This is a genomic window from Rhizobium etli 8C-3 (genome assembly GCF_001908375.1).
Classification (GTDB): Bacteria; Pseudomonadota; Alphaproteobacteria; order Rhizobiales; family Rhizobiaceae; genus Rhizobium; species Rhizobium etli_B.
Genome location: NZ_CP017241.1, coordinates 432,033 through 454,597 on the forward strand (window position 1 = coordinate 432,033; position 22,565 = coordinate 454,597).

The window sequence follows — 22,565 nt, forward strand, 5'->3', positions numbered from 1 at the left end:
TTTCTTATCAATCGTGGCCAACCTGCCAAACTGAAACGAGCCCGTCAAGGAGCAACTTTTGTGGCAGAATGCCCATGATGTCCTGGCTCTTTACGAGATCGCCATAGCCAAGCAGAACTGCGAGCTTCGAAACGGCCCCTGCGAGCAGAAATGCCGTATTGCTCTTCCTGTCCCAATCGACGACCGGAAGATCCTTGCCGACGTCCCTGCCGGCGAGATAGTCCCGGATTTCCGCGTCGCCGCCAACCCGGTCGATGAGCTTGACCTTCGCCGCTTGGCGGCCGGTGAAAATGGTTCCGTTGGCAAGCTTCAGCACCTCGTCGCGCGGCAGCTTGCGGCGGTCGACAATCAGGTCTACGAACCATGCGTAGCTGTCCATGACCATATTATTGATCATGGCTTTCGCTTCTTCACTGGCAGCATGGAAAGGCGATGGCTCTGCCTTCAGCGGCGACGACTTGATCTCTTGCAGAGAGACGCCGAGCTTGTCGAGCAATGGTTGGATCTGAGGATACTGGAAAATCACGCCGATCGAACCGGTAAGTGAGCTTTCTCCGGCAATGATCGTATCTCCAGCGGTCGCGACCATGTAGCCTGCGGAAGCGGCAAGCGTTCGGATATCGGAGACCACCGGCTTCTTCGCCGCGATCGCCCGGATCGCCTTGAATATTTTCTCCCCGCCATAGGTCGTGCCTCCGGGCGAGGAAATGGAGACGATCACGCCTTTGACGCGGTCGTTTTCTTCGATCTTCTTCAGCCTCTCGAGCAATTCGTCGTTGTCGGTAATGAGGCCTGAAATCGTCACATGGGCGATATGCGGCCGCTGAGTGGTGAGGTCGCCTGCGACGAATTGGTAAAGACCGAAGCCGAGCGCGACCAAGAGCAAGACCGCCGCAATACGCCAGAAGCCAAGTTTGCGGCGAAGCCTGCGGCGATCCGCGATCGTCGAACTGTCCATAAGGTCCTCCAGAGCCGGTGCGCCGGCTTCATGCAACATGGCATCAGATAAGGCGGCATTCCTTCTTCGCAAATGCCGATTTACCCCGTTTTCATGCCTTATTTGCTAGTTGCAGAAAAAAATCCATATTGGCAAGCTAGTGTAATAATGCGAAACGATCTGTGATCGGTGGATGTAGTTCCTATATAGGGTTGCCGATCAACAGACACGGACATGTGAATGCTCAACACATTGAACAGCAGCGGGAAGCCCGCCTTTGCCGGGCCTGAACGGAGCGCCTATGCGACTGCGCTCTTCCATTCTGCACGTGTCCGCCGCCTGAAGATACTGCTGCCTGTCGCTGCCGTCATCATTTCGCTGGCCTTCATTGCCGTCTCGATGGTCAGGGCTTACCTGCCCGAGAATCTGAAGATCGAGGGCGCCAAGATCGAAGACGGCAAGATCGTCATGGAAAAGCCGGCGATCGCCGGGCGCAATGCCGACGGCATCAACTATTCGATGCTTGCCGAGCGCGCACTGCAAGACATCAAGAACCCGAACCTTATCACGCTCGAAACGATCAAGGCCGCAGTGCCGGTCAACGATGATCTGATCGCCCGCGTTGAGGCTGCCACGGCCGACTATGACCGATCCACGGACAACCTTGCGCTGAGGGACCCGTTCACGATTTTGCTGAGTAACGGTCTGACGGCGAAATTCCAATCTGCCAAGCTCGATATCAAGGGCGGCAAGATGACGACAGACGATCCTATCGAGATTCAAAAAGACGGCGCTTCGATTGTTGCGCAGTCGCTCAAGATGACGGATAAGGGGCGCGTGATCACATTCGAGGGGAAAGTTCGCATGAATGTGGATCCATCCGTCATCCGTAAACAGGGCACCTAACAGCCGGGTCACTCATGACAACAGATTGTCACTTTTCACTTCGTAAGTCTGGCATAACACTTGGCGGCAGCGCCCTGGCGCTTCTACTGATGGCAGGAGCGGCCCTTGCGCAGGCGACGACCAGCCAGATGGACGGCCTGAAGCTCGACAGCAATCAACCGATCCAGATCGAAAGCGACAAGCTGGAGATTCACGATCAGGAGCACAAGGCCGACTTTACCGGCAATGTGAAGGTCGTTCAGGGGAAGACGACCTTGCAGGCCGGTCATATGACGGTCTTTTACAAGGCACAGGGCGGCGACACCCAACCAAACGGTGCAAAGGCCGACGTGGGAGCCGCGTCCATCTCATCCGGCAATGCCGACATCGACCGTATCATCGTCACCGACAAGGTTTTCCTGAGTTCCGGCACGCAGACGGCGACCGCCGACAATGGCTCCTTCGATATGGCCCAGCAGCTCTTCGTCCTGAAGGGCGAAAAGGTGGTGCTGTCTGATGGACCGAACGTCTTCACGGGCTGCCAGCTTACGGTTCATATGCAGACAGGGCAGGCGCAACTGGATAGCTGCGGGGGGCGCGTCCAGATCCAGCTTGATCCGAAATCCCAGAAAAAGAACTGAGACCGGCCGCCCGACGTGAAATTATTCTCGCTTTCAACCATGTTCGGCAGGGCCGGGCCGCAATCTGCCGCGGACTCTGCCGCCGGCGGAGACAAGAGCCGTTACCACGGCACGCTGATTGCACGCGGTCTGACGAAGACCTATAGCACCCGGCGTGTCGTCAACGGCGTTTCGCTGGTCGTCAGGCGCGGCGAAGCTGTCGGCCTTCTGGGGCCGAACGGTGCCGGCAAGACGACCTGTTTTTATATGATCACCGGACTGGTGCCGGTGGACGAAGGCACGATCGAGATCGATGGCAATGACGTGACGACGATGCCGATGTATCGCCGCTCGCGCCTCGGCGTCGGCTACCTGCCGCAGGAGGCCTCGATCTTCCGCGGCCTGACGGTCGAAGAGAATATCCGCGCCGTGCTCGAAGTGCACGAGAAGGACAAGGTGGAGCGGGAGAAGAAGCTCGACGAGCTTCTGGAGGAATTCCATATCTCCAAGCTGCGAAAATCGGCGGCCGTCGCATTGTCGGGCGGTGAGCGCCGGCGTCTGGAAATTGCTCGCGCGCTCGCAACCGACCCGACCTTCATGCTGCTTGACGAGCCTTTTGCAGGCGTCGATCCCATTTCGGTCGCAGACATCCAGAACCTCGTCCACCATCTGACGGCGCGCGGCATCGGCGTTTTGATCACCGATCACAATGTGCGCGAGACGCTTGGCCTCATCGACCGGGCCTATATCATCCATGCCGGCGAAGTGCTGACGCATGGGCGAGCGAACGATATCGTCAACAATCCGGAAGTGCGCCGCCTCTATCTTGGCGATAAATTCAGCCTTTGATAGGATCGAAGGCGACGGAAATTCACCTTCCTGGCATACTTGCGCTTGACCAAATAGAATAAAAAAGCAATTTTTGGGCCAAGTTGGATTTCCGCGGCCCGAACTCTGCTCGATCGCGGTTTCCCGGAGGAATTGAACGGGAGTTTCGCGTCCGCTATGGCCCTGTCTGCCAATCTTTTCCTGCGACAGAACCAGTCCCTGGTGATGACGCCGCAACTGATGCAATCCATCCAGTTGCTGCAGATGACGCACTTCGAGCTAGTCCAGTTTATTGCACAGGAAGTCGAGAAGAACCCATTGCTCGAATTTCCGTCAGATGACGCGGAAACGGGCAGCGACAGCGATGCGCAGGAGGAGCAGCACGGGCGCCAGTCCGACGATGATGACGACCGCACCGAGGCGCTTTCCACCGACTGGTATGACAATGGCAATGACGGCAGCGCCAGCCGGCTGAGCGAAGAGCTGGACGTCAATTATGCAAATGTCTTCCCCGACGATGGCGTGCCTGCGCGAGCCGATGCGCCTGAGCTGATCAGCCAATGGAAGTCGATGCCGGGAGGCGGCGACCAGGAGAATTACGATCTCGACGACTTTGTTGCGGGCCAGGTCTCGCTCAGGGATCACCTGGCACAGCAGATTCCGTTCATCCTGCCGGACGCGGGAGACCGGCTGATCGCGCAGCAATTGATCGACCAGCTCGACGAGGCGGGTTACCTGCAGACCGACCCTGCCGACATCGGCGAAAGACTGGGCAGCGATCCTGCGGCTGCCGAACGTGTTCTTGCCGAGCTGCAGACGCTTGACCCGCCCGGTGTCTTTGCTCGCAGCCTGGCCGAATGCCTGTCCATCCAGCTGAAGCAGAAGGACCGTTTCGATCCCGCCATGCAGGCCCTCGTTTCCAACCTCGAACTGCTGGCGCGGCGCGACTTTCCGACGCTGAAGCGGCTTTGCGGCGTCGACGAGGAAGACCTGCTTGATATGCTCGCAGAGATTCGCCAGCTGAACCCGAAGCCCGGCAGCGGCTTTGAAACCAGCCTTTCTGAAGCGATCATGCCGGATGTCGTCGTCCGTTCGTCATCGGATGGGAGCTGGCTGGTGGAGTTGAATCCGGATACGCTCCCGCGCGTGCTCGTCAATCAATCCTATTTCGCCCATGTCACAAAGAACGGCGGTGATTACACGTTCTTGTCCGAATGCCTTCAAAGCGCCAACTGGCTCACCCGCAGTCTCGACCAGCGCGCCAAGACGATCATGAAGGTCGCAAGCGAGATTGTGCGCCAGCAGGACGCCTTCCTGATGCATGGCGTCGATCACCTTCGCCCGCTGAACCTGAAGACCGTTGCCGATGCCATCAAGATGCATGAGTCGACTGTCAGCCGCGTCACCTCGAATAAGTACATCCTGACGCCGCGCGGCCTCTTCGAGCTCAAATATTTCTTCACGGTGTCGATCAGCGCGGTGGAGGGCGGCGATAGCCATTCGGCTGAGGCCGTTCGTCACAGGATACGCTCCCTGATCATGCAGGAAAGCACGGATGCGGTCCTGTCCGACGATGATATTGTCGACATGCTGAAGAAGGAAGGGATCGAGCTGGCTCGCCGGACGGTTGCAAAATACCGCGAGGCGATGAATATCGCCTCCTCCGTTCAGCGGCGGCGCGAAAAGCGAGCAATGGCGAAGGTTTCCGGCTTTTGAAGGTCGTGCTAATTCAACCCGTGCCTGCACAGCCACATCATCGCGACGGCACAGCCGTTGACAATTCGGCAGTCTGCCGCTAGAAGCCCGCCGCAGCTGGCGCTGCGAACGGCGTTTGGACTTATCCCCATCATCCTCAGGGCGATTGAAGCACACGACTTAAGCCGATATTGCTTGAGTTTGCGTGAAGTGCTTGGATGAGGTCTGGCCTTGGCGTAAACTGGTACCGCAAACCACTATAAGAAGGGAAACTCCATGAGTGTGCGTGTATCCGGTAAACATATGGAAATTGGGGACTCGTTCCGTCAAAGGATCGAGGACCAAATGGACATGGCCATCACGAAATACTTCGACGGGGGATATTCCGGGCAGGTAATTGTGGAGAAATCGAGTTCGCGGTTCTCTGCGGATTGCAAGCTCCATCTTGATAGCGGGGTGGTGCTGCATGCGGCAGGCGAAGCCATGGACCCGCAGCTCGCATTCGATGCCGCTTCGGAGCGCATCGAAAAGCGTCTGCGCCGCTACAAGCGCAAGCTCAAGGATCATCATGCCGGAAACCATCTGAACGGTGCGGAAGTCGCCTATACCGTCATGGATGCTGTCCCGGATCATGAAGAAGAGGTCCCAGACGATTTCGCCCCGGTAATCGTTGCCGAGAGCACGAAGCAGTTGAAGACCATGTCCGTTGCGACCGCCGTGATGGCGCTCGATATGACGGATGAGCCACTGCTTTTGTTCCGCAGCCCCGGCACGGAGCATTTGAACATCGTTTACCGCAGGCATGACGGTAATATTGGCTGGATCGACGCCGCCAGTATCAAGAGCTGACATCCGGGCGATGAGCGGTAGCCACGCCGCTCTCCCAATCATCCGGTTTCGGCGACAGAAGGAAAAAGAAATGGCATTGGCAGATCTGCTGCACCAAGATGCGATCATTCCCGCCCTAAAGGTAAATTCGAAGAAACAGTTGCTCCAGGAGTTGGCGGCCAAGGCCTCCAAGATCACTGGCCTTTCCGAGCGGGAAATTTTCGATGTCGTTCTGCAGCGCGAGCGTCTCGGCTCGACGGGTGTCGGCAATGGCATCGCCATTCCGCACGGCAAGCTCGCAAGTGTCCGATCGATTGTCGGCGTCTTCGCGCGGCTGGAAAGTCCGGTCGACTTCGAAGCGCTGGACGACCAGCCGGTCGACCTGGTGTTTCTGCTTCTCGCTCCGGAAGGGGCGGGCGCCGACCATCTTAAGGCCTTGTCGCGCATTGCTCGCGTGCTTCGCGATCACGATCTCGTCACGAAGCTGCGTGCCACGGATTCGGCATCGGCGATCTACGCTTTCCTCAACGAAGAACAAGCATCGAACGCTGCCTGAGCGGCAGACGATCGCCTGAAATGAAAAGAGGCGCCCCCTGTCGGGACGCCTCTTTGCATGCGTGAAGACGTCTGCCTCAGAATTCTTCCCAGTTGTCCTGAACAACGGCAGCCGAACCGTGCTGCTGTGGCACAGGGCGGCGCTGAGCAGGAGCCGGGGCACGGGAGCTTCGCGTCGGGGTGCGCATCTGCTGCGCCGTCGAGTGCAGCGCCTTGGCGTTGCCCTGGGCGGACACCCGGAAGCGAAGAACGAGCGCTTTCAGCGTCTGGGCCTCGTCATTCAGCGCGACACTGGCTGCTGTCGCCTCTTCCACCATTGCGGCATTCTGTTGGGTCACCTGATCCATCTGGTTCATGGCCTGGTTGATTTCCTTGAGGCCTATGGCCTGTTCGCTTGCGGAGGCGGAGATCTGGCGGATGAGACCGTTGATGCCCATCACCTGCTCGGCGATCTTATGCAGCATACCGCCGGCGCGGCCGACGAGATCGACGCCTTCCTTGACCTGGATGGCGGAGGTGTTGATGAGGGTCTTGATCTCCTTGGCTGCAGTTGCAGAGCGTTGAGCCAGTTCACGGACTTCCTGAGCAACCACAGCAAAGCCCTTGCCCGCTTCACCAGCGCGCGCCGCCTCGACGCCGGCATTGAGTGCCAGCAGGTTCGTCTGGAAAGCGATTTCATCGATCACGCCGATGATGCGCGAGACCTCCGTGGAAGATTGTTCGATGCCGTGCATGGAGGCGATTGCCTTCTGCACGACCTCGCCGGATTTCTCCGCATCTTCACAGGCGAGATTGACGTTTTCTGCAGCTGTGCGGGCATTCTCGGCACTTGAATTGACCTGAGCGGTCAGTTCGTTGAGCGCGGCGGCGGTTTCTTCCAGGCTTGCCGCCTGCTGCTCCGTGCGCCTGGCAAGGTCGGAGGCGCTGTTGCAGATTTCGCTGGTGCCGGAACCGATATTCACGACGCTGAGGTTTGTCGTGTTGATTGTCTCTTCAAGGCTGGCAAGCGCAGCGTTGAAATCCTGCTTCAGCTTGGAATATTCGCCGGGGAACTCCTCCGTGAGGCGGTGACTAAGGTTGCCCTGCGACAGTTCTGAGAGCCCGGCGCCGACGATGGAAACGATTTGGCGTTGTAGCGCGATCGATTCCAGCCGCTCGCTTTCGGAGCGGCTGCGCTCGGCATCAGCGGCAATGCGCTGGCTGTCCGCCTCTGCCTCGAGCCTTTGCGTATCGGCAAGCGTAAAGCGGAATCCTTCGAGAGCCTTGGCGACGGAACCAATCTCGTCTGCGCGCTCCTGGCCGGTAACCGGCTCCTCGTACTTGCCGTCGCCGAGTGCCTTGACATTTGCAACGAGCAGGCCGAGAGGCTTTTGCACCAGGGAGCGGACGGCAAAATAGAGAGCCAGCATGACGCCACCAAGGACAACGATGCCACCGGCGATCATCATGAAGGTCTGATCTCGCACCGGTGCATTGATGGCGCTGTGGGGAACATCGACGAGTACGACCCAGGCGGCATGAAGATCCGGCACGGCAAACGGATAGACGACGCGATCGAAAGGTTCATAGCCATCAAAGGCAAGGTTGCGGATTACACTCGGGGTCATCGAGGCTAGCGCTGACTTGACTTCGGCGGCGCCTTGGCCGTTGCCGTAGGGTTTCGACATCAGTTCTTTCGTCGGCGCCACGATCCAGTTGCCGTTTTGCGCAACGAGAGTGACACGGCCCGAACCGAAGGGTTGCAATGCCTGCAGTTTGTCGGTGAGGGACTTGAGTGAGATGTCGACGCCTTCGACACCAATCGTCTTGCCGCCGGACACGACCGGATAGGCAATGGAAGTCAAGAGCGTCGGAACGTCGGTGCCTTCGGCAAGATAGGGTGGCGTGATGGCCCCCTTTCCGGTTTCGGCGGCAAGTTTCCACCATTCGGCGGCATAGTCGTTGTCGAAGGTCGAAAACTGGATGGCGCCATCCCTCGTCTTCGACCAGTAGGGGGTAAAGGCGCCGTTCTTGTTCGTGCCCTCGTCGAGCTTGTCGGCGATCTCGGTTGTTTTGCCGTCAAAGGCGCCGAGCTGTTCGCAAAACCAGCTTCCGAAGGCAAAGGCATTCTGCTCGAGGTTGGCCTTCAGGATGTTTATGATGCCCTTGCGGTCGAAGGTCTTGCCTTCGTGACCGCGGCCGAGGACGCCCGCCATCGAGCGCGCGGCGCTTGCCAGCTCGCCGACATTGGCGGCGATCTCGTTGGCGATTGATTTAGCTTCGAGGTTGGCCTGGTCCATCGTCAACGCATGAACGCGATCGCGGGTCTGGCCAATCAGGAACAGGTTGGACACCAGGAGGACAAGCGCGATAGCTGCGCCGGTAATGAGGATGAGCTTTGCTGCAAGCGATTTCATGCGGAAGATGGCCATGGGTTCCTCGGCAGGGCACGCACCGGAGTCGCATTCTCCGACACGGGAGGAAATGCCGCACCCTCATGGAGCAGCCGTGACGTTGCCGAGGCCCGTGAACCAAAGCCTGGCGATCAAAAGAACGATCGCCGCAAATCTCTTAAATTTGAATGAAACGAGGCCGTTTCATTCCGCTAATATATTGAGTTGATTCATATTTCTTCGAGTGTCCGGTGAAAATGGACAAGACTATATCTTGATTGCGACGTCGGCGGACAAGGGAATGGATGGCTGTGCTCCGGCCTTGAGGCAGGCAAGCGAACCGGCCACGGCGGCCCGGCGCAGAGACGCCTCGAAATCGAGGCCTCCATCGAGGCTTGCGGCAAAGTAGCCGCAGAATGTATCACCTGCCCCGACGGTATCCACCGGCTCGATCTTCAGGCCTTTCGCCTCGGTAATGACGCCATCGCGGATTGCGATCACGCCGTCGGCGCCGAGCGTCACGATCAACGTCTGTCCGGTCTCTTGATGCAGGCGTCTCAACGCCGTTTCGCGATCAGCCGGGTCCATGTCGTCCTGGCCAGCAAGCCGCTCGAATTCCGTCTCGTTGGCAATGACGATATCGGCGAGACGTCCGAGCCGCGGGGCGTCTGCAATCAGCGGAGCGAGGTTAAGAATAGTCGTGACGCCCTTGAGCCTGGATGAGGCCAGCGCACGCTCGACTGCCGGGGCGGGCACCTCGAGCTGCAGCATCAGAAAATCGCCCTTGCTCATGGCGCCGATCGCCGCATCGGCATCCTCGGGCGCGATGGTCCCGTTGGCGCCCGGCACGACGGCGATCATGTTCTCGCCGTCCCCACCGACGAGGATCAGCGCCGTACCGGTAGGTCCATCGACATGCTTTACGCCAGCAAGGCAAATGCCCGCCTGATCGAGAAGCGACAGCGCCGGTGCAGCAAATTCATCCTTACCGACTGCGCCCGCCATATGGACGATGCGGCCGGCGCGTCGCGCGGCTAATGCCTGGTTGGCTCCCTTGCCGCCCGCCGCCGTTGCAAAATCGTTGCCGGCCACTGTTTCCCCAGGCTTTGGCAGGCGATCGGTGGTGGCGATAAGGTCCATGTTGATGGAGCCGAAGACTGTGATCATAAAGGCTGTCCCGTCATGCTTCTCATGCGACCGGACACTGCCCGATGGGCTCACTCCTCGTCAACCACCCTGAGTTTGAGAAGACCGGTGCGGCTTTCGACCGACTTCGCCGCAGGTCCGCTTTCACGTTCCTCCTTGAGCGCTTCTGCACCCTCGAACTCCAAAGCTTCGATTTTTGCGCCGCGTTTGGAGAGTTTGTCCGTGGACGTGATGATCTGATCAACATCGCGCTGTGCCTGGAAGAAGTGAGTCTGCAGTTTGCGCACGCGCTCATCGAGCCGCCCGAGATCATCCATCAGGATGGCTACCTCGCCCTGGATGAGGTGCGCCTGCGCCTGCATGCGCTGATCCTTCAAGACGGCCTGGATGACCTGGATCGACAGCATCAGCAGCGAAGGCGAAACAATGACGATGCGGGAACGATGCGCTTTCTGGACGATCGGTTCGAAATTCTCGTGAATTTCAGCGAAGATCGATTCCGAAGGAACGAAGAGAAATGCCGTATCCTGCGTCTCGCCCTGGATAAGATACTTCTCCGATATATCGCGGACATGGATTTCCATGTCGCGGCGAAATTGCTGCGAGGCAAGCTTGGTCGCCTCCGGCGTGCCGGCGTCGCGAATGGCATTCCAGGCTTCGAGAGGAAACTTGGCATCGATGACCAGCGGCGGTGCACCGTTCGGCATGCGCACGGTACAGTCCGGCCGCGAGCCGTTTGAGAGCGTTTGCTGGAAGGCATAGGCGCCCATCGGCAGACCGTCGGCGACGATCGTCTCCATACGCGACTGGCCGAAGGCGCCGCGCGTCTGCTTGTTGGACAGGATCGCCTGAAGCCCGACGACATCCTTCGCCAGCGTCTGGATATTGTTCTGTGCTGCATCGATGACGGCGAGCCGCTCCTGCAGGCGCTGCAGGTTCTCATGCGTCGATTTCGTCTGTTCGCTAATCGTCGTGCTGACGCGCTGTGACATGCCGTCGAGGCGCTGTCCGATTGCCTGGTTGAGTTCGGCCTGACGCGTTCCGAAGACCTCGGCCATGGTCGAAATGCGTCCTTGCATTTCGGCCTGGATCTTCAAAAGCTCGACCATCCGGGCATCGGCCTCCGCGATCCGGATCGCTGCCTCCTCATCCTGTTCGCGCCGCAGGTTGCTGCTCTTGACCAGCACAAACACGAGCAGCACGACAACGACAGCGACAGCGCCACCGGCAAGCGCAAGGAGGGCCGGGCTGAGCCCGGCGATCGAAATCGTCAGTGAGTCGGTAACATTGTTCATTCGCGCACAATAACAAACTCGCCGGCGATGGCTAGATCAAAACGTGAACAAATCCACAGCGCAATTTCGGAGACAAATTGCCGCAGCACCGCGGGACCAAGCTGCCGAAGATCGCCGCCTCTTCTTAACGGATAGTCAACTATATTTTCGAATTGTCGTTTCCAAGAGACCTTTATCGCATCATGCGCCGGGACAGAAATACATTATGACAAGCCAGCAATCCGAAAACGCACTCAAGCAGCGCCTTGACTTCATCGAACTCGACAGTGAGGCGAGAAAGACGATTAGGGATTTGCGCCCGGTCATCGGCGAACTGATCGGTGGCGCGCTGGACAAGTTTTACGACAAGATCGCCAAGACACCCGCGCTGGCCGGCTTCTTTTCCGACAAAACGCATGCCGGACAGGCCAAGAAACGCCAGGAAGACCACTGGGCGCAGCTTTCCGGCGCCAATTTCGACGAGAGCTACGTGAACGGCGTCACCGCCGTCGGCAGGGCGCATGCCCGGATTGGCCTGGAACCGCGCTGGTATATCGGCGGTTATGCGATCGTCATGGCAGAACTCGTCAAGGGCATCATGGAGAAGCAGTGGCCGTCACGCTTCGGCCGGCAAAAGGGCAGTGTGCTTGCCGAAAAGCTTGCCTCGGTCATCAAGGCGAGCATGCTCGACATGGACTATTCAATTTCTGTCTATCTCGATGCGCTGGAAGAGAAGCGGCGCAAGCACGAAGAGGAGCGAGCCAAGGCGGAGGCCGATCAGGCGATTGCGCTCGAGCATCTGCGCCGCGGATTGGAAGCGCTTTCAAAAGGCGATCTCGAAGCAACGCTGCCGGCGGACCTGCCGGGCAATTTCCGGCACATGGCGCAGGACTATAACCGCGCCGTCGCCGCACTTCGCGCTTCATTCGCCTCGGTGCGCAGCAGTTCCGGCGAAATTTCCAGCGGCACCGAGGTGATTTCCAAGGCGACCGACGATCTGGCGATGCGCACGGCGCAACAGGCGGCCGGCATCGAGGAGAGCTCTGCGGCGCTCCAGCAGCTTTCCGTCAGCCTTGGCCAGACCGCAGCAAATGCCGAGAAGGCATCCGGTGCGGTGCGTGAGACGCAGGAGAAGGCGAAGAGTTCAGGCGAGCTCGTGACAAGCGCGGTGTCGGCCATGGCGGGTATCGAGAAGTCGTCCTCCGAGATAGCCAAGATCATCGGCGTCATTGACGAAATCGCCTTCCAGACGAACCTTCTGGCACTGAACGCCGGCGTCGAGGCCGCGCGTGCCGGCGAGGCGGGCAAAGGCTTCGCGGTCGTCGCACAGGAAGTGCGCCAGCTCGCGCAGCGCACCGCCGATGCAGCCAAGGAGATCAAGAATCTAATCTCGGAAAGTTCCGTACAGGTCAATGAGGGCGTCGGCATCGTCAGCAGTACCGGCGAGGCACTTGGCGATATGATCAGCCGTATCGACATCATCAATCGCTTCGTTGCCGACATCGCAGCAGCAGCACGCGATCAGGCGACAGGGGTGAACGAAGTCAGCATTGCGATCCGCAACATGGACACGATCACGCAGCAGAACTCGAGCATGGTAGAACATACCTCGGCAGAGAGCCGTCACTTGCGCGCGGAGGTGGATAATCTCGTGGCGCTGCTGCAGCACTTCAATGTGCGCTCGCAGGAGCGTCTGGCGCCGACATCGCACCGAGCAGCCTGACCGAATGCCGCAAATTCCGCAGGTCTGCGAAAAAAGCACGTTCCGGAGTTTCAGGATAATTCCCTAGCTGGAAAAGATAGGTTATGGGAACGCGATGACCATCAAGCCACTTATCATTCTTCCAGATCCCGTCCTCCGGCAGGTTTCCAAGCCGATCGAGCGGGTCGATGCCGATCTCAAGCGTCTTGCCGACGATATGCTGGAGACGATGTATGACGCACCGGGCATTGGCCTGGCGGCAATCCAGGTCGGCGTGCCGCGCCGTATACTGGTGATCGACGTCTCGCGGGAAGGCGAGGAAAAGCAGCCGCAGATCTTTATCAATCCGAAGATCGTCAAATCTTCAACCGAGAGATCGGTCTACGAAGAGGGTTGCCTTTCCATTCCGGACTATTATGCCGAGGTCGAGCGTCCCGCCGCCGTCAGCGTCGAATATCTCGACCGTGACGGCAAGGAGCAGACGGTCGACGCCGACGGCCTCCTTGCCACTTGCCTTCAGCACGAGATCGACCATCTGAACGGCGTACTCTTCATCGACCATATTTCGCGGCTGAAGCGGGAAATGGTGATCAAGAAGTTCACGAAGGCGGCGAAGTCGACGAAGGCCCTGTAAGTTGCGTTGAACTAAGGACGCAGCCCATTATGATTTCGCTGAAATCGAAATGGAGGTGCCGTGCGGGCGATCTGCTGATCCGTGATATTTCCGGCGCGATGAACGGAACATTGCTGAAGACGCCGATGACAAGCCAAGGCAAATCTGGCCGTTGCTTTTGTGAAATTGTCGTGATGGAGCAGTCTCAGGCCGGCGAGCGTTCGCGGGAACGAAATAAAAGCGGCCATCGACAAATTCGCCAGATGCAGAAACAGGATACTCGTCCTTGATCGCCATGCCGTGATCGCAACAGCCGCGGAAAAAGCCTGAAAGCATGGGCGGCCGATATCGACGATCCAGGACGCTGTGGTCGCCGCCATCTGCGCCTCGCTTGAGGCTCGAGGTGTTTACTTGCGACATAAAAGATGTCGAAGGGCTTGATCTCGGGCTCGTAAACCCGTTTGAAGATGGCTGATAAAACCTGGCGGGATTGAATGTCGCTTCGCATCATTTTCATGGGAACGCCAAAGTTCTCGGTTCCGACCCTGCGCAGCCTGGTGGACACGGGGCATCAGATTGTCGCGGTCTATACCCAGCCGCCGCGACCGGGTGGACGGCGCGGTCTCGACCTGCAGAAGTCGCCGGTGCATCAGGCTGCCGAAGTGCTCGGTCTGCCCGTCTTCACGCCGCTCAATTTCAAGGAGGCGGAAGAACGCGAGCGCTTCCGGTCGCTCAATGCGGATGTGGCGGTTGTCGTCGCCTATGGACTGCTGCTGCCGGAGGCGATTTTGAACGGAACACGCAAAGGTTGCTACAATGGCCACGCCTCGCTGCTGCCGCGCTGGCGCGGCGCAGCCCCCATCCAGCGAGCGATCATGGCAGGCGACGAAAAGACCGGCATGATGGTGATGAAGATGGACAAGGGACTGGATACCGGCCCTGTCGCGTTGACCCGCGAGGTCGAGATCGGCGCGAACATGACGGCCGGCGAGTTGCACGACAGACTGATGCATGTCGGCGCCGAGGCGATCTGCGAAGCTATGGCAAAGCTCGAAATGGGTGACCTGCCGCTGACGCCGCAGCCGCACGAGGGCGTGCTCTATGCCGAAAAGATCGACAAGGGCGAAACGCGGATCGATTTCGGCAGGGACGCAAGGGTGGTTCACGATCATATTCGCGGACTTTCGCCGTTTCCCGGCGCCTGGGTCGAAGTCGTGATTGGCGGCAAGCCGGAGCGGGTGAAGGTGCTGGGTTCGCAGCTTGCCCAAGGGCGCGGTCCGGCCGGCGAAGTGCTGACCGATGACCTGGTCATCGCCTGTCGATCCGGAGCGGTTCGTTTGACCAGATTGCAGAAGGCCGGTGGCAAGCCGCTTGCGGCGGCGGATTTCCTGCGCGGCGCACCGCTTGCGCGCGGCACGAGACTCGTCTGATGCCGCGCTACCGGATGACCGTCGAATATGACGGCGGACCCTATGTCGGCTGGCAGCGTCAGGAAAACGGTCCCTCTGTGCAAGGGGCAATCGAAGCGGCGATCCTGTCGTTAAGCGGCGAGACCGTGTCGATCCGCGGCGCCGGGCGTACCGATTCCGGCGTGCATGCGATGGGTCAAGTGATCCATGCCGATCTTTCAAAGGAATGGTCGGCGTTCAAGTTGCAGAACGCGCTGAATGCGCATCTGAAGCTGGCGTGCGAGCGCGTGTCCATTTTGGAGGTGCAGGCGGTTGGAGAGTTCTTCGATGCCCGCTTTTCCGCGGAGCGGCGCCACTATCTCTACCGCATCATCAGCCGCCGGGCGCCGCTGGCGCTCGAGGCTGGGAAGGCCTGGTGGGTGCCGAAGGAGCTCGATCATGAGGCGATGCATCAGGCTGCCCAGATCCTCGTCGGCAGGCATGACTTTTCCACCTTTCGTTCCGCGCATTGCCAGGCAAACAGCCCGGTGCGCACACTCGACCGGCTCGATGTGACGCGGATCGGCGAGCTCATCGAAATCCGAGCAACGGCACAGAGTTTCCTGCACAATCAGATCCGCTCCTTTGCCGGAACGCTGAAGCTTGCAGGAGAAGGAAAATGGACGTCGCAGGATGTTCGTGCCGCGCTGGAGGCGCGTGACCGAAAGGCCTGCGGTCCTGTTGCTCCGCCCGAAGGACTATATTTCTTGCAGGTCGATTATCCGGCGGTGATCACCGATCGGCGCAAGCGCGCGCAGGTGAATGGAGATGACGATCTGCTGTGACCCCGCAAGGGGCGTTCATCTAGACCGGATAAATGCCGAGAAAGCGCTGGAGGTATTCGGCGAGGATCATGGTCGGCACCAAAAGTGCCAGCGTCAGCGCCCCGACCAGCAGCCCGTGGCCGTGAAAGATCATCCGCAAAATCCTTGCAAGCATGAAGACCTGCGCCATCATGAAGACCAGAAGCAGGATCGACACGACGCTGATGGCGCCGGGAATGAAGAAGACCAGCGCCAGCAACAGGCCGTTGATGTAGGAAAGCGGCACACCGAGCCAGTTGATGCTGACGACCACCGCGGCAAAGCGATCGCCCATGCGGAAGGCAAACAGCAACAGTCCGGCAAACACCAGCGGCACGAACCAATTGGCGATTTCGACCAGGCCCAAACGGAAATAGAAGGGAAGGCCGACCTCGACATGCGGCGGCATGGACTGCAGAAAGGCCTGACGCCACCAGAGCCATGAAATGCCCATCGGCGGCAGGCACCAGGCCATTGCCCAGAAGGAGCGGTTGACGCCGCGGTCCGACATGTCGAGAAAGCGGAAGCCCCGCGTATCCATGCGGATCAGCAGCCACAAACCCGACAGATAGTATTGAACCTCCCTAAGCCCCGGCATTCGCGAACCATCGCTCGATGAAGGTCTCGTAGATCCGCGTCAGCGTTTCGAGATCTGAAACAGCTACACGTTCGTCGACCATGTGCATGGTCTGGCCGACGAGCCCGAATTCGACGACCGCGCAATAGTCCTTGATGAAACGCGCGTCGGACGTGCCACCAGTGGTCGAGAGCTTCGGCGTTTTTCCGGCAACGCTCTCGATGGCTGAGGAAAGCGATGCAATCAGTGCGTTGTTGCGGGTGAGGAAGACATGGCTCGGACGATCCGCCCAGGCAATGTCATATCTTACTGCCTCGCGGCCGGTGCGCAGGGCGCCATTCCTGGCGGCCGCTTCAAGGCGGCGGAAGATTTCCGCCTGCAGCGTGTCGACCGTCCAGGTGTCGTTGAAGCGGATATTGAAGCTTGCCGTTGCCTTCGCCGGAATGACGTTGGTGGCCGGATTGCCGACATCGATGGTCGTCACCTCGAGGTTCGACGGCTGGAAGTCTTCGGTTCCATTGTCGAACGGGGGATCCATCAGCGCACTGGTAAGCTGCAGCATGCCGCGCACCGGATTGTCGGCGAGATGTGGATAGGCGGCGTGGCCCTGAACGCCGTGGACAGTGAGCCTGCCGGAGAGCGAACCGCGGCGGCCGACCTTGATCATGTCGCCAAGCGTGTCGGGATTGGTCGGCTCGCCGACGAGGCATGCATCCCAGCGCTCGCCGCGTTCTGCCGCCCATTGCAGAAGCTTGATCGTGCCGTTGATTGCGGGGCCTTCCTCGTCGCCGGTGATCAGCAAGGAAACCGAGCCCTTCGGATTCGTGTGTCTTTCGAGGTACCGGGAAACGGCTGCCACGAAGCAGGCGATTCCGCCCTTCATGTCGACCGCACCACGACCGAAGAGTTCGCCGCCTGAAATTTCGGCGGCGAAGGGCGGGTGCGTCCAGGCGGCTTCGTCGCCAACCGGCACGACGTCCGTGTGTCCCGCAAACATCAGATGGGGGCCATCACTGCCCAGGCGGGCGTAGAGGTTTTCGATGTCGGGCGTTCCGGCTTCCGTTGCCTTCACCCTGTCCACCTTAAAACCCAGCGGCGAAAGCATGGCCTCGAGCGCCGAAAGTGCACCGCCTTCGGCAGGAGTCACGGAGGGGCAGCGGATGAGCGTCTGGAGGTTGGCGACGGGATCGGTGGCGGTCATGAGGGTCGAAATATCCGGCGGGAATGGCAAAGACATGGCAAGGCGGCGAACCGCCTCGCTGAAAAGAACGCCGTCTGTTTACCGGATCGGACTCCGGCTGTCACTGCAAGCTTAGTCGCGCAGCAATTCATTGATGCCGGTCTTCGAGCGGGTCTGCTCGTCGACGCGCTTGACGATGACGGCGCAATAGAGATGCGGTGCCGGTTGGCCGTTTGCCATGGTCTTGTTGCCGCTCGCCATCGAACCCGCAACGACAACGGAGTAGGGCGGTACTTCGCCATACATGACGTCGCCGGTGGCGCGATCGACGATCTTGGTCGACTTGCCGATATAGACGCCCATGCCGAGAACTGAGCCCTCGCGGATGATGCAGCCTTCGACGACTTCCGAGCGGGCGCCGATGAAGCAGTTGTCCTCGATGATCGTCGGGCCGGCCTGCATCGGTTCCAGCACGCCGCCGATGCCGACGCCGCCCGATAGATGCACATGCTTGCCGATCTGCGCGCAGGAGCCGACCGTCGCCCAGGTGTCGACCATCGTGCCTTCACCGACATGGGCACCAAGATTGACGAAGGACGGCATCAGCACGACGTTCTTGGCGATGTAGGCCGAGCGGCGGACGACGCAGTTCGGAACGGCCCGGAAACCCGCGGCGCGATACTGGTTCTCGCCCCAGCCTTCGAACTTGGAAGGCACCTTGTCCCACCAGGTGGAATTGCCGGAGCCGCCCTTGACGACTTCCATGTCGTTCAGGCGGAAGGAAAGCAGTACGGCTTTCTTGAGCCACTGATTGACTGTCCAGACGCCATCGACGCCGCGTTCGGCGACGCGAGCCTTGCCACCGTCGAGAAGCTCGAGCGCTGCTTCCACGGCTTCGCGAACTTCGCCTTTCGTCGACGCATTCACGTTGTCGCGGTTTTCGAAGGCCGCTTCGATGGTCTTTTCGAGGGATGCAAGGTCGGTGGCGCTCATGAGAATTCCTTAAACTTCGAGCCTTATCCTGAAGACTGACAAGTCTCCGGGAATTGTGATCGGCGGGATGCGATCTGCTCTATCGCATGAGCGGCTAAAATGGAATGATTTTTCGAACGAGATCGTTTCTGGATTCAAGGCGTTATTGACATACCCGGCAAGTGTTGCCGGCATTTTTGAAGGGCATTCTGAAATGGCGAAGGGAAAGAACGGCAAGCTCAGGCGCAAGGACGGGGTCTGGGCCCCGCTGAAGTCGAGCGAGATCGACAGGCATCGCGCACTGGCCGTGCCGAAGACGCCGCAGACGCTTTCGCCTTCCTATCGCCTTGCCTATGCCGACGACGACTTTCTCTGCCGCGAGGAGCTTCGGCCGATCCGTCTCCAGCTTGAACTCTTGAAGGTCGAGATGATGTTGACGGAACGCGGGATCAAATCCACTGTCGTCATGTTCGGCGGCGCGCGTATTCCGGCGCCCGGCCAGAGCGCATGGGCAGCGCGCAACGACATCCAGCGCGCCAATCTGGAGGCGGCTTCGGTCTATTATGACGAAGCGCGCAAGTTCGCCCGGCTCTGCTCGAAATATTCCGCCGGCTCCGATTTCCATGAATATGTGATCGTCACCGGCGGCGGTCCGGGCGTCATGGAGGCGGGCAACCGCGGAGCAGCCGACGAAGGTGCGCCCTCGATCGGCCTCAATATCGTGCTGCCGCACGAGCAGGCCCCCAACGCCTACGTGACGCCGGAGCTCAGCTTCAACTTCCATTATTTCGCGATCCGCAAGATGCATTTCATGGTCCGCGCGAAGGCGATCGCGGTGTTTCCGGGCGGCTTTGGAACGCTCGACGAATTCTTCGAATGCCTGACGTTGATCCAGACGGGACGCATGGAAAAGATGCCGCTCATTCTCTTCGGCGAGAAGTTCTGGCGAAGCATCGTCAATTTCGACGCGCTTGCCGAGTTCGGGACGATCGCGCCTGACGACGTGAAGCTGATCAGCTTCGTCGATACGGCAGATGCTGCCTGGAAGATCATCCAGGAGTTCTATGAGCATCAGGAATGAAGCCCGTCACGATGGCGATTAAGGGTGACAGCGGTAAGTCCTTGCTTACGGGCGCGGCCGCTTAGGCATGTCATCGTTGGAGATCGAGCCGTCCTCGTTTGATCCATGCGGATGAAGGACTTGCCGAGGTGGCCACGGCTTTCTGCCTGGAGACCTGGCCGTCCACCCATCGCCGGCCTGTCATCCTGCGGCATCCCCGAGCGCTGATCTCAGCGGACGGTCGGCGCGCTTCGAAATCTTCGGCTGGTCACCGGCCGTCTGCAGAGCGTTTGGAGCGCGTTTTCGTTGCCGCAATTTGGCCATCCACTCGCTGGGGATCGCGTTCGGGAAAGGCAGGCCGATGCGTCAATCTGATTGACCGGCAAGCTGAATTAAAGCTTTGCAACCTAGTCCACAACCCTTGCCAGAAAGGCAGCAAGATCGTCGGTGACGAAATCGATATGGTCCTCGTCGCCGCTCGTTTGTTCCCACCATTCGACGACGGTTTCCTCGAGGTTGTTCGGCACCAGCAGCACGGTCTGCATGCCGAGCGTCTTTGGAACCACGAGGTTGCGCGGCAGGTCCTCGAACATGGCCGCCTTGCCGGTTTCGACCCGTTTGAGCGCCATGAACTTGTCATAGGTAACCTGTGCCGGCTTCGGTACGAATTCGGCGGCGACGATGTCGAAGATGTCGTCGAAATGTTCGAGAATGCCGAGCGCACCGGCCGTCATTTCGGCATGTTTGACGCTGCCGTTGGTGAAGATGAACTTGCGGCCCGGAAGGGCTTTGATCGCCGCACCCAATTCGGGCTGAGCCGTGAGGCTCGAAAAGTCGATGGCATGGGCCTTTTCCAAAAAGTCGTTCGGGTCGACGCCGTGATGGATCATCAGACCCTGCAGCGTGGTGCCGTGATCCAGATAATATTGCTTCTGCAGCTTGCGCGCCTCGTCCCGCTCCATCTGCAGAAGCGCCGAGACATAGGCTGTCATGTTCTGGTCGATCTGCGCGAAGAGATTGACGTGATGCGGATAAAGCGTGTTGTCGAGGTCGAAGACCCATTCGGTCACATGCGCAAAATCGGCCTTGGTCGGAGTGCGATCTATCTTTGTCATGGCGGCGTTATGGCATGGGCCAAGGAAATTGCCGAACAAAAAAATAGACGCCCGATTTTCGACGGACGGAAAAGGGAAGGGATGATAAAAGGCCATCCATGTTTTTCGATCTTCCCAATGAAGACACGCTTTATGATGCGCTGCTCGCCCGCAGCTCCGATTACGAGGGGCTTGCCTATGTCTGCGTGAGAACGACCGGCGTCTTCTGCCGGTTGACTTGCCCCGCGCGCAAGCCGAAACGTGAGAACACGCTCTTCTACGATTCCATCGCCACCTGCATGCAGTCCGGCTTCCGGCCCTGCCGGCGCTGCAGGCCACTGGAACAGGCGGGCAGGGAACCGATCGTCGACGAACTGCTGGAAGCGCTCGATTGCGCTCCGGCGGCGCGATGGACCGAGGATGATCTGGTCCGCCGAGGTTACGATCCCTCCACGGTTCGGCGCGCTTTCAAACGATCGCTGGGCATGACATTTTTAGACATCGCCCGCTACCGCCGTGTCGGCGAGGCAGCAAGGCAGCTTGCGGGCGGCGCCCGCGTCATCGATGTCCAGCTGGATGCAGGTTACGAATCGGCCAGCGGGTTTCGCGCCGCGTTCCAGCGGTTGATAGGCAAGGCGCCTGCCATGTCGATCAACCGCGAACTGCTCTTCGCAGACTGGTTTGAAACGCCGCTCGGGCCGATGGTCGCAGTGGCCGATCAGACGCATCTGCATCTTCTGGAGTTCCACGATCGCAAGGCGCTTCAGGCTGAGCTGGAAAACCTGCAGCGCAAGACGCGTTCCTCGGTTGCCGCCGGCAGACCGCCTGCGATCGGACAGATCGATGCCGAGCTGAAAGCCTATTTCGAGGGCAAATCCGCGAACTTCAAAACTCCCTTGGCGCTCGCCAACAGCACCGCCTTCGAGCGGGCGGTCTGGGCGAAGCTTCGGGAAATTCCGGTCGGAGAAAGACGCGGCTATGGTGATCTGGCCAGGGAAATGGAAAACCCGCAGATGGTGCGTGCGATCGGCCGCGCCAACGGTGCAAATCAGATAGCGATCGTCATCCCCTGCCACCGCGTGGTTGGCGCAGACGGATCACTGACAGGCTATGGCGGCGGGCTCTGGCGCAAACAATGGCTTTTGAGGCACGAAGGAAAAATGCGGCCAAACGGGCTGTTTAAGGAGGAAGTTTAATGAACCAGGTGGAAAAGGCGAAGGCGTTCGGCGCGTTGCATCAGAAAGGCAATCCGGTCGTCCTCTATAATATCTGGGATGCCGGCTCGGGGAAGGCTGTCAGCGACGCAGGCGCCAAGGCGCTCGCGACCGGCAGTTGGTCGGTTGCTGCAGCGCAAGGTTATGGGGACGGCGAAAAACTCCCGCTGGAAGCGCTTGTCGCAACGGTGCGGTCGATCACTGCGGCCAACGACTTGCCTCTTTCCGTCGATTTCGAGGGTGCGTATTCGACCGACAAAGCGGGAGCGGCCGCCAACGTCGCCAGACTAATTGATGCCGGTGCCGTCGGCATCAATTTCGAGGACCAGGTGGTAGGCGGCAGCGGGCTGCATCCGATCGACAAGCAGGCCGCCCGCATCCGCGCCATCCGCGAGATGGCCGAGGCCAAGGGCATTGCGTTCTTCATCAATGCCCGCACCGACCTGTTTCTCAAGTCCACCGATCCCGATCGGCATGCGCTGCTGGTGGATGAGGCGATCGATCGGGCAGCCGCCTATGCAGAGGCTGGCGCCAGCGGTTTTTTTGCGCCGGGTTTGTCGAACCGGGACCTGATCGGCCGAGTGTGCGAAGCCGTTGGGCTGCCGGTCAACATCATGATGCGGCAAGGCGTGCCTGATGTGAGGACCTTGGCAAAGCTCGGCGTCGGCCGTGTCAGTTATGGGCCGGGACCCTACCGCGCAATGATGGATAAACTGAAGGAGGCAGCCGAGGCGGTCTTTGCCGCCGCGGTCCAGGCTTGAA

The 22,565-nt window shown here is 59.5% G+C and carries 22 protein-coding genes; 14 read left to right on the forward strand and 8 right to left on the reverse strand.

The window, feature by feature from the left end; all coding sequences use genetic code 11:
* Positions 1–7: 7 nt before the first annotated feature.
* On the reverse strand, positions 8–958 hold the full coding sequence (sppA, locus tag AM571_RS02180) for a signal peptide peptidase SppA (RefSeq protein WP_074063027.1): 951 nt from the start codon (positions 956–958) through the stop codon (positions 8–10).
* Between the two features lie 219 nt (positions 959–1,177).
* On the opposite strand from sppA, the gene lptC reads away from it, so the two are divergent.
* The 6 genes from lptC (at position 1,178) to ptsN (ending at position 6,349) form a co-directional block, all read left to right on the forward strand.
* A complete protein-coding gene (lptC, locus tag AM571_RS02185; protein WP_074059988.1) occupies positions 1,178–1,843 on the forward strand; it encodes an LPS export ABC transporter periplasmic protein LptC in 666 nt (221 codons plus the stop codon).
* A gap of 14 nt (positions 1,844–1,857) precedes the next feature.
* Positions 1,858–2,463, forward strand: a complete 606-nt coding sequence (locus AM571_RS02190; RefSeq protein ID WP_074059989.1) for an LptA/OstA family protein — start codon at positions 1,858–1,860, stop codon at positions 2,461–2,463.
* A gap of 39 nt (positions 2,464–2,502) precedes the next feature.
* Positions 2,503–3,291, forward strand: coding sequence for an LPS export ABC transporter ATP-binding protein (lptB, locus tag AM571_RS02195; RefSeq protein ID WP_074059990.1), 789 nt, complete (start codon positions 2,503–2,505; stop codon positions 3,289–3,291).
* 156 nt (positions 3,292–3,447) lie between these two features.
* Positions 3,448–4,986 carry an RNA polymerase factor sigma-54 gene (rpoN, locus tag AM571_RS02205; protein WP_074059991.1) on the forward strand — a complete coding sequence of 513 codons (1,539 nt, stop codon included), beginning with the start codon at positions 3,448–3,450 and terminating at the stop codon, positions 4,984–4,986.
* Positions 4,987–5,241: 255 nt separating this feature from the next.
* The gene (hpf, locus tag AM571_RS02210) at positions 5,242–5,814 is read left to right on the forward strand and encodes a ribosome hibernation-promoting factor, HPF/YfiA family (protein WP_074059992.1); all 573 of its coding nucleotides are present in this window, start codon (positions 5,242–5,244) and stop codon (positions 5,812–5,814) included.
* A gap of 70 nt (positions 5,815–5,884) precedes the next feature.
* Positions 5,885–6,349 (forward strand): PTS IIA-like nitrogen regulatory protein PtsN, encoded by a 465-nt coding sequence (gene ptsN / locus AM571_RS02215; RefSeq protein ID WP_074059993.1) that lies wholly within the window; start codon positions 5,885–5,887, stop codon positions 6,347–6,349.
* A gap of 76 nt (positions 6,350–6,425) precedes the next feature.
* Here ptsN and AM571_RS02220 read toward each other — a convergent pair whose 3' ends face one another.
* The 3 genes from AM571_RS02220 to AM571_RS02230 all read right to left on the reverse strand — a co-directional run bounded on the left by AM571_RS02220 (position 6,426) and on the right by AM571_RS02230 (position 11,161).
* A complete protein-coding gene (locus tag AM571_RS02220) occupies positions 6,426–8,759 on the reverse strand; it encodes a methyl-accepting chemotaxis protein (protein ID WP_074059994.1) in 2,334 nt (777 codons plus the stop codon).
* Between the two features lie 228 nt (positions 8,760–8,987).
* Entirely contained in the window at positions 8,988–9,887 is a 900-nt protein-coding gene (locus AM571_RS02225) for a ribokinase (RefSeq protein WP_074059995.1), read from the reverse strand.
* A 50-nt stretch (positions 9,888–9,937) separates the two neighbouring features.
* Positions 9,938–11,161: a DNA recombination protein RmuC gene (locus AM571_RS02230; RefSeq protein WP_074059996.1), complete on the reverse strand. Its 1,224-nt coding sequence runs from the start codon at positions 11,159–11,161 to the stop codon at positions 9,938–9,940.
* Positions 11,162–11,366: 205 nt separating this feature from the next.
* Between AM571_RS02230 and AM571_RS02235 the strand changes: the two genes are divergently transcribed.
* The 5 genes from AM571_RS02235 to truA all read left to right on the forward strand — a co-directional run bounded on the left by AM571_RS02235 (position 11,367) and on the right by truA (position 15,688).
* The gene (locus AM571_RS02235; protein ID WP_074059997.1) at positions 11,367–12,863 is read left to right on the forward strand and encodes a globin-coupled sensor protein; all 1,497 of its coding nucleotides are present in this window, start codon (positions 11,367–11,369) and stop codon (positions 12,861–12,863) included.
* A gap of 94 nt (positions 12,864–12,957) precedes the next feature.
* Positions 12,958–13,476, forward strand: coding sequence for a peptide deformylase (gene def / locus AM571_RS02240; RefSeq protein ID WP_074059998.1), 519 nt, complete (start codon positions 12,958–12,960; stop codon positions 13,474–13,476).
* A 29-nt stretch (positions 13,477–13,505) separates the two neighbouring features.
* Complete coding sequence (locus AM571_RS36035) at positions 13,506–13,745, forward strand: hypothetical protein (protein WP_155774402.1); 240 nt, start codon at positions 13,506–13,508, stop codon at positions 13,743–13,745.
* A gap of 204 nt (positions 13,746–13,949) precedes the next feature.
* Positions 13,950–14,885, forward strand: coding sequence for a methionyl-tRNA formyltransferase (gene fmt / locus AM571_RS02250; protein ID WP_074060000.1), 936 nt, complete (start codon positions 13,950–13,952; stop codon positions 14,883–14,885).
* Complete coding sequence (gene truA, locus AM571_RS02255; protein WP_074060001.1) at positions 14,885–15,688, forward strand: tRNA pseudouridine(38-40) synthase TruA; 804 nt, start codon at positions 14,885–14,887, stop codon at positions 15,686–15,688. Before fmt ends, truA begins: the two co-directional genes overlap by 1 nt.
* A 19-nt stretch (positions 15,689–15,707) precedes the next feature.
* Here truA and AM571_RS02260 read toward each other — a convergent pair whose 3' ends face one another.
* From AM571_RS02260 to dapD, 3 genes are all read right to left on the reverse strand, one after another.
* Positions 15,708–16,304: a hypothetical protein gene (locus AM571_RS02260; RefSeq protein ID WP_074060002.1), complete on the reverse strand. Its 597-nt coding sequence runs from the start codon at positions 16,302–16,304 to the stop codon at positions 15,708–15,710.
* A complete protein-coding gene (dapE, locus tag AM571_RS02265) occupies positions 16,291–17,484 on the reverse strand; it encodes a succinyl-diaminopimelate desuccinylase (protein WP_074063029.1) in 1,194 nt (397 codons plus the stop codon). Before dapE ends, AM571_RS02260 begins: the two co-directional genes overlap by 14 nt.
* A gap of 111 nt (positions 17,485–17,595) precedes the next feature.
* Positions 17,596–18,456 carry a 2,3,4,5-tetrahydropyridine-2,6-dicarboxylate N-succinyltransferase gene (dapD, locus tag AM571_RS02270; protein WP_074060003.1) on the reverse strand — a complete coding sequence of 287 codons (861 nt, stop codon included), beginning with the start codon at positions 18,454–18,456 and terminating at the stop codon, positions 17,596–17,598.
* Positions 18,457–18,649: 193 nt separating this feature from the next.
* Between dapD and AM571_RS02275 the strand changes: the two genes are divergently transcribed.
* The gene (locus tag AM571_RS02275) at positions 18,650–19,516 is read left to right on the forward strand and encodes an LOG family protein (RefSeq protein ID WP_074063030.1); all 867 of its coding nucleotides are present in this window, start codon (positions 18,650–18,652) and stop codon (positions 19,514–19,516) included.
* A 386-nt stretch (positions 19,517–19,902) separates the two neighbouring features.
* Here AM571_RS02275 and AM571_RS02280 read toward each other — a convergent pair whose 3' ends face one another.
* Positions 19,903–20,610, reverse strand: coding sequence for a pyrimidine 5'-nucleotidase (locus AM571_RS02280; RefSeq protein WP_074063031.1), 708 nt, complete (start codon positions 20,608–20,610; stop codon positions 19,903–19,905).
* Positions 20,611–20,708: 98 nt separating this feature from the next.
* Between AM571_RS02280 and AM571_RS02285 the strand changes: the two genes are divergently transcribed.
* Together AM571_RS02285 and AM571_RS02290 are read left to right on the forward strand one after the other, a co-directional pair.
* Positions 20,709–21,785, forward strand: coding sequence for a bifunctional transcriptional activator/DNA repair enzyme AdaA (locus AM571_RS02285; RefSeq protein ID WP_074060004.1), 1,077 nt, complete (start codon positions 20,709–20,711; stop codon positions 21,783–21,785).
* Positions 21,785–22,564 (forward strand): isocitrate lyase/PEP mutase family protein, encoded by a 780-nt coding sequence (locus AM571_RS02290; protein ID WP_074060005.1) that lies wholly within the window; start codon positions 21,785–21,787, stop codon positions 22,562–22,564. Before AM571_RS02285 ends, AM571_RS02290 begins: the two co-directional genes overlap by 1 nt.
* Position 22,565 lies beyond the last annotated feature (1 nt).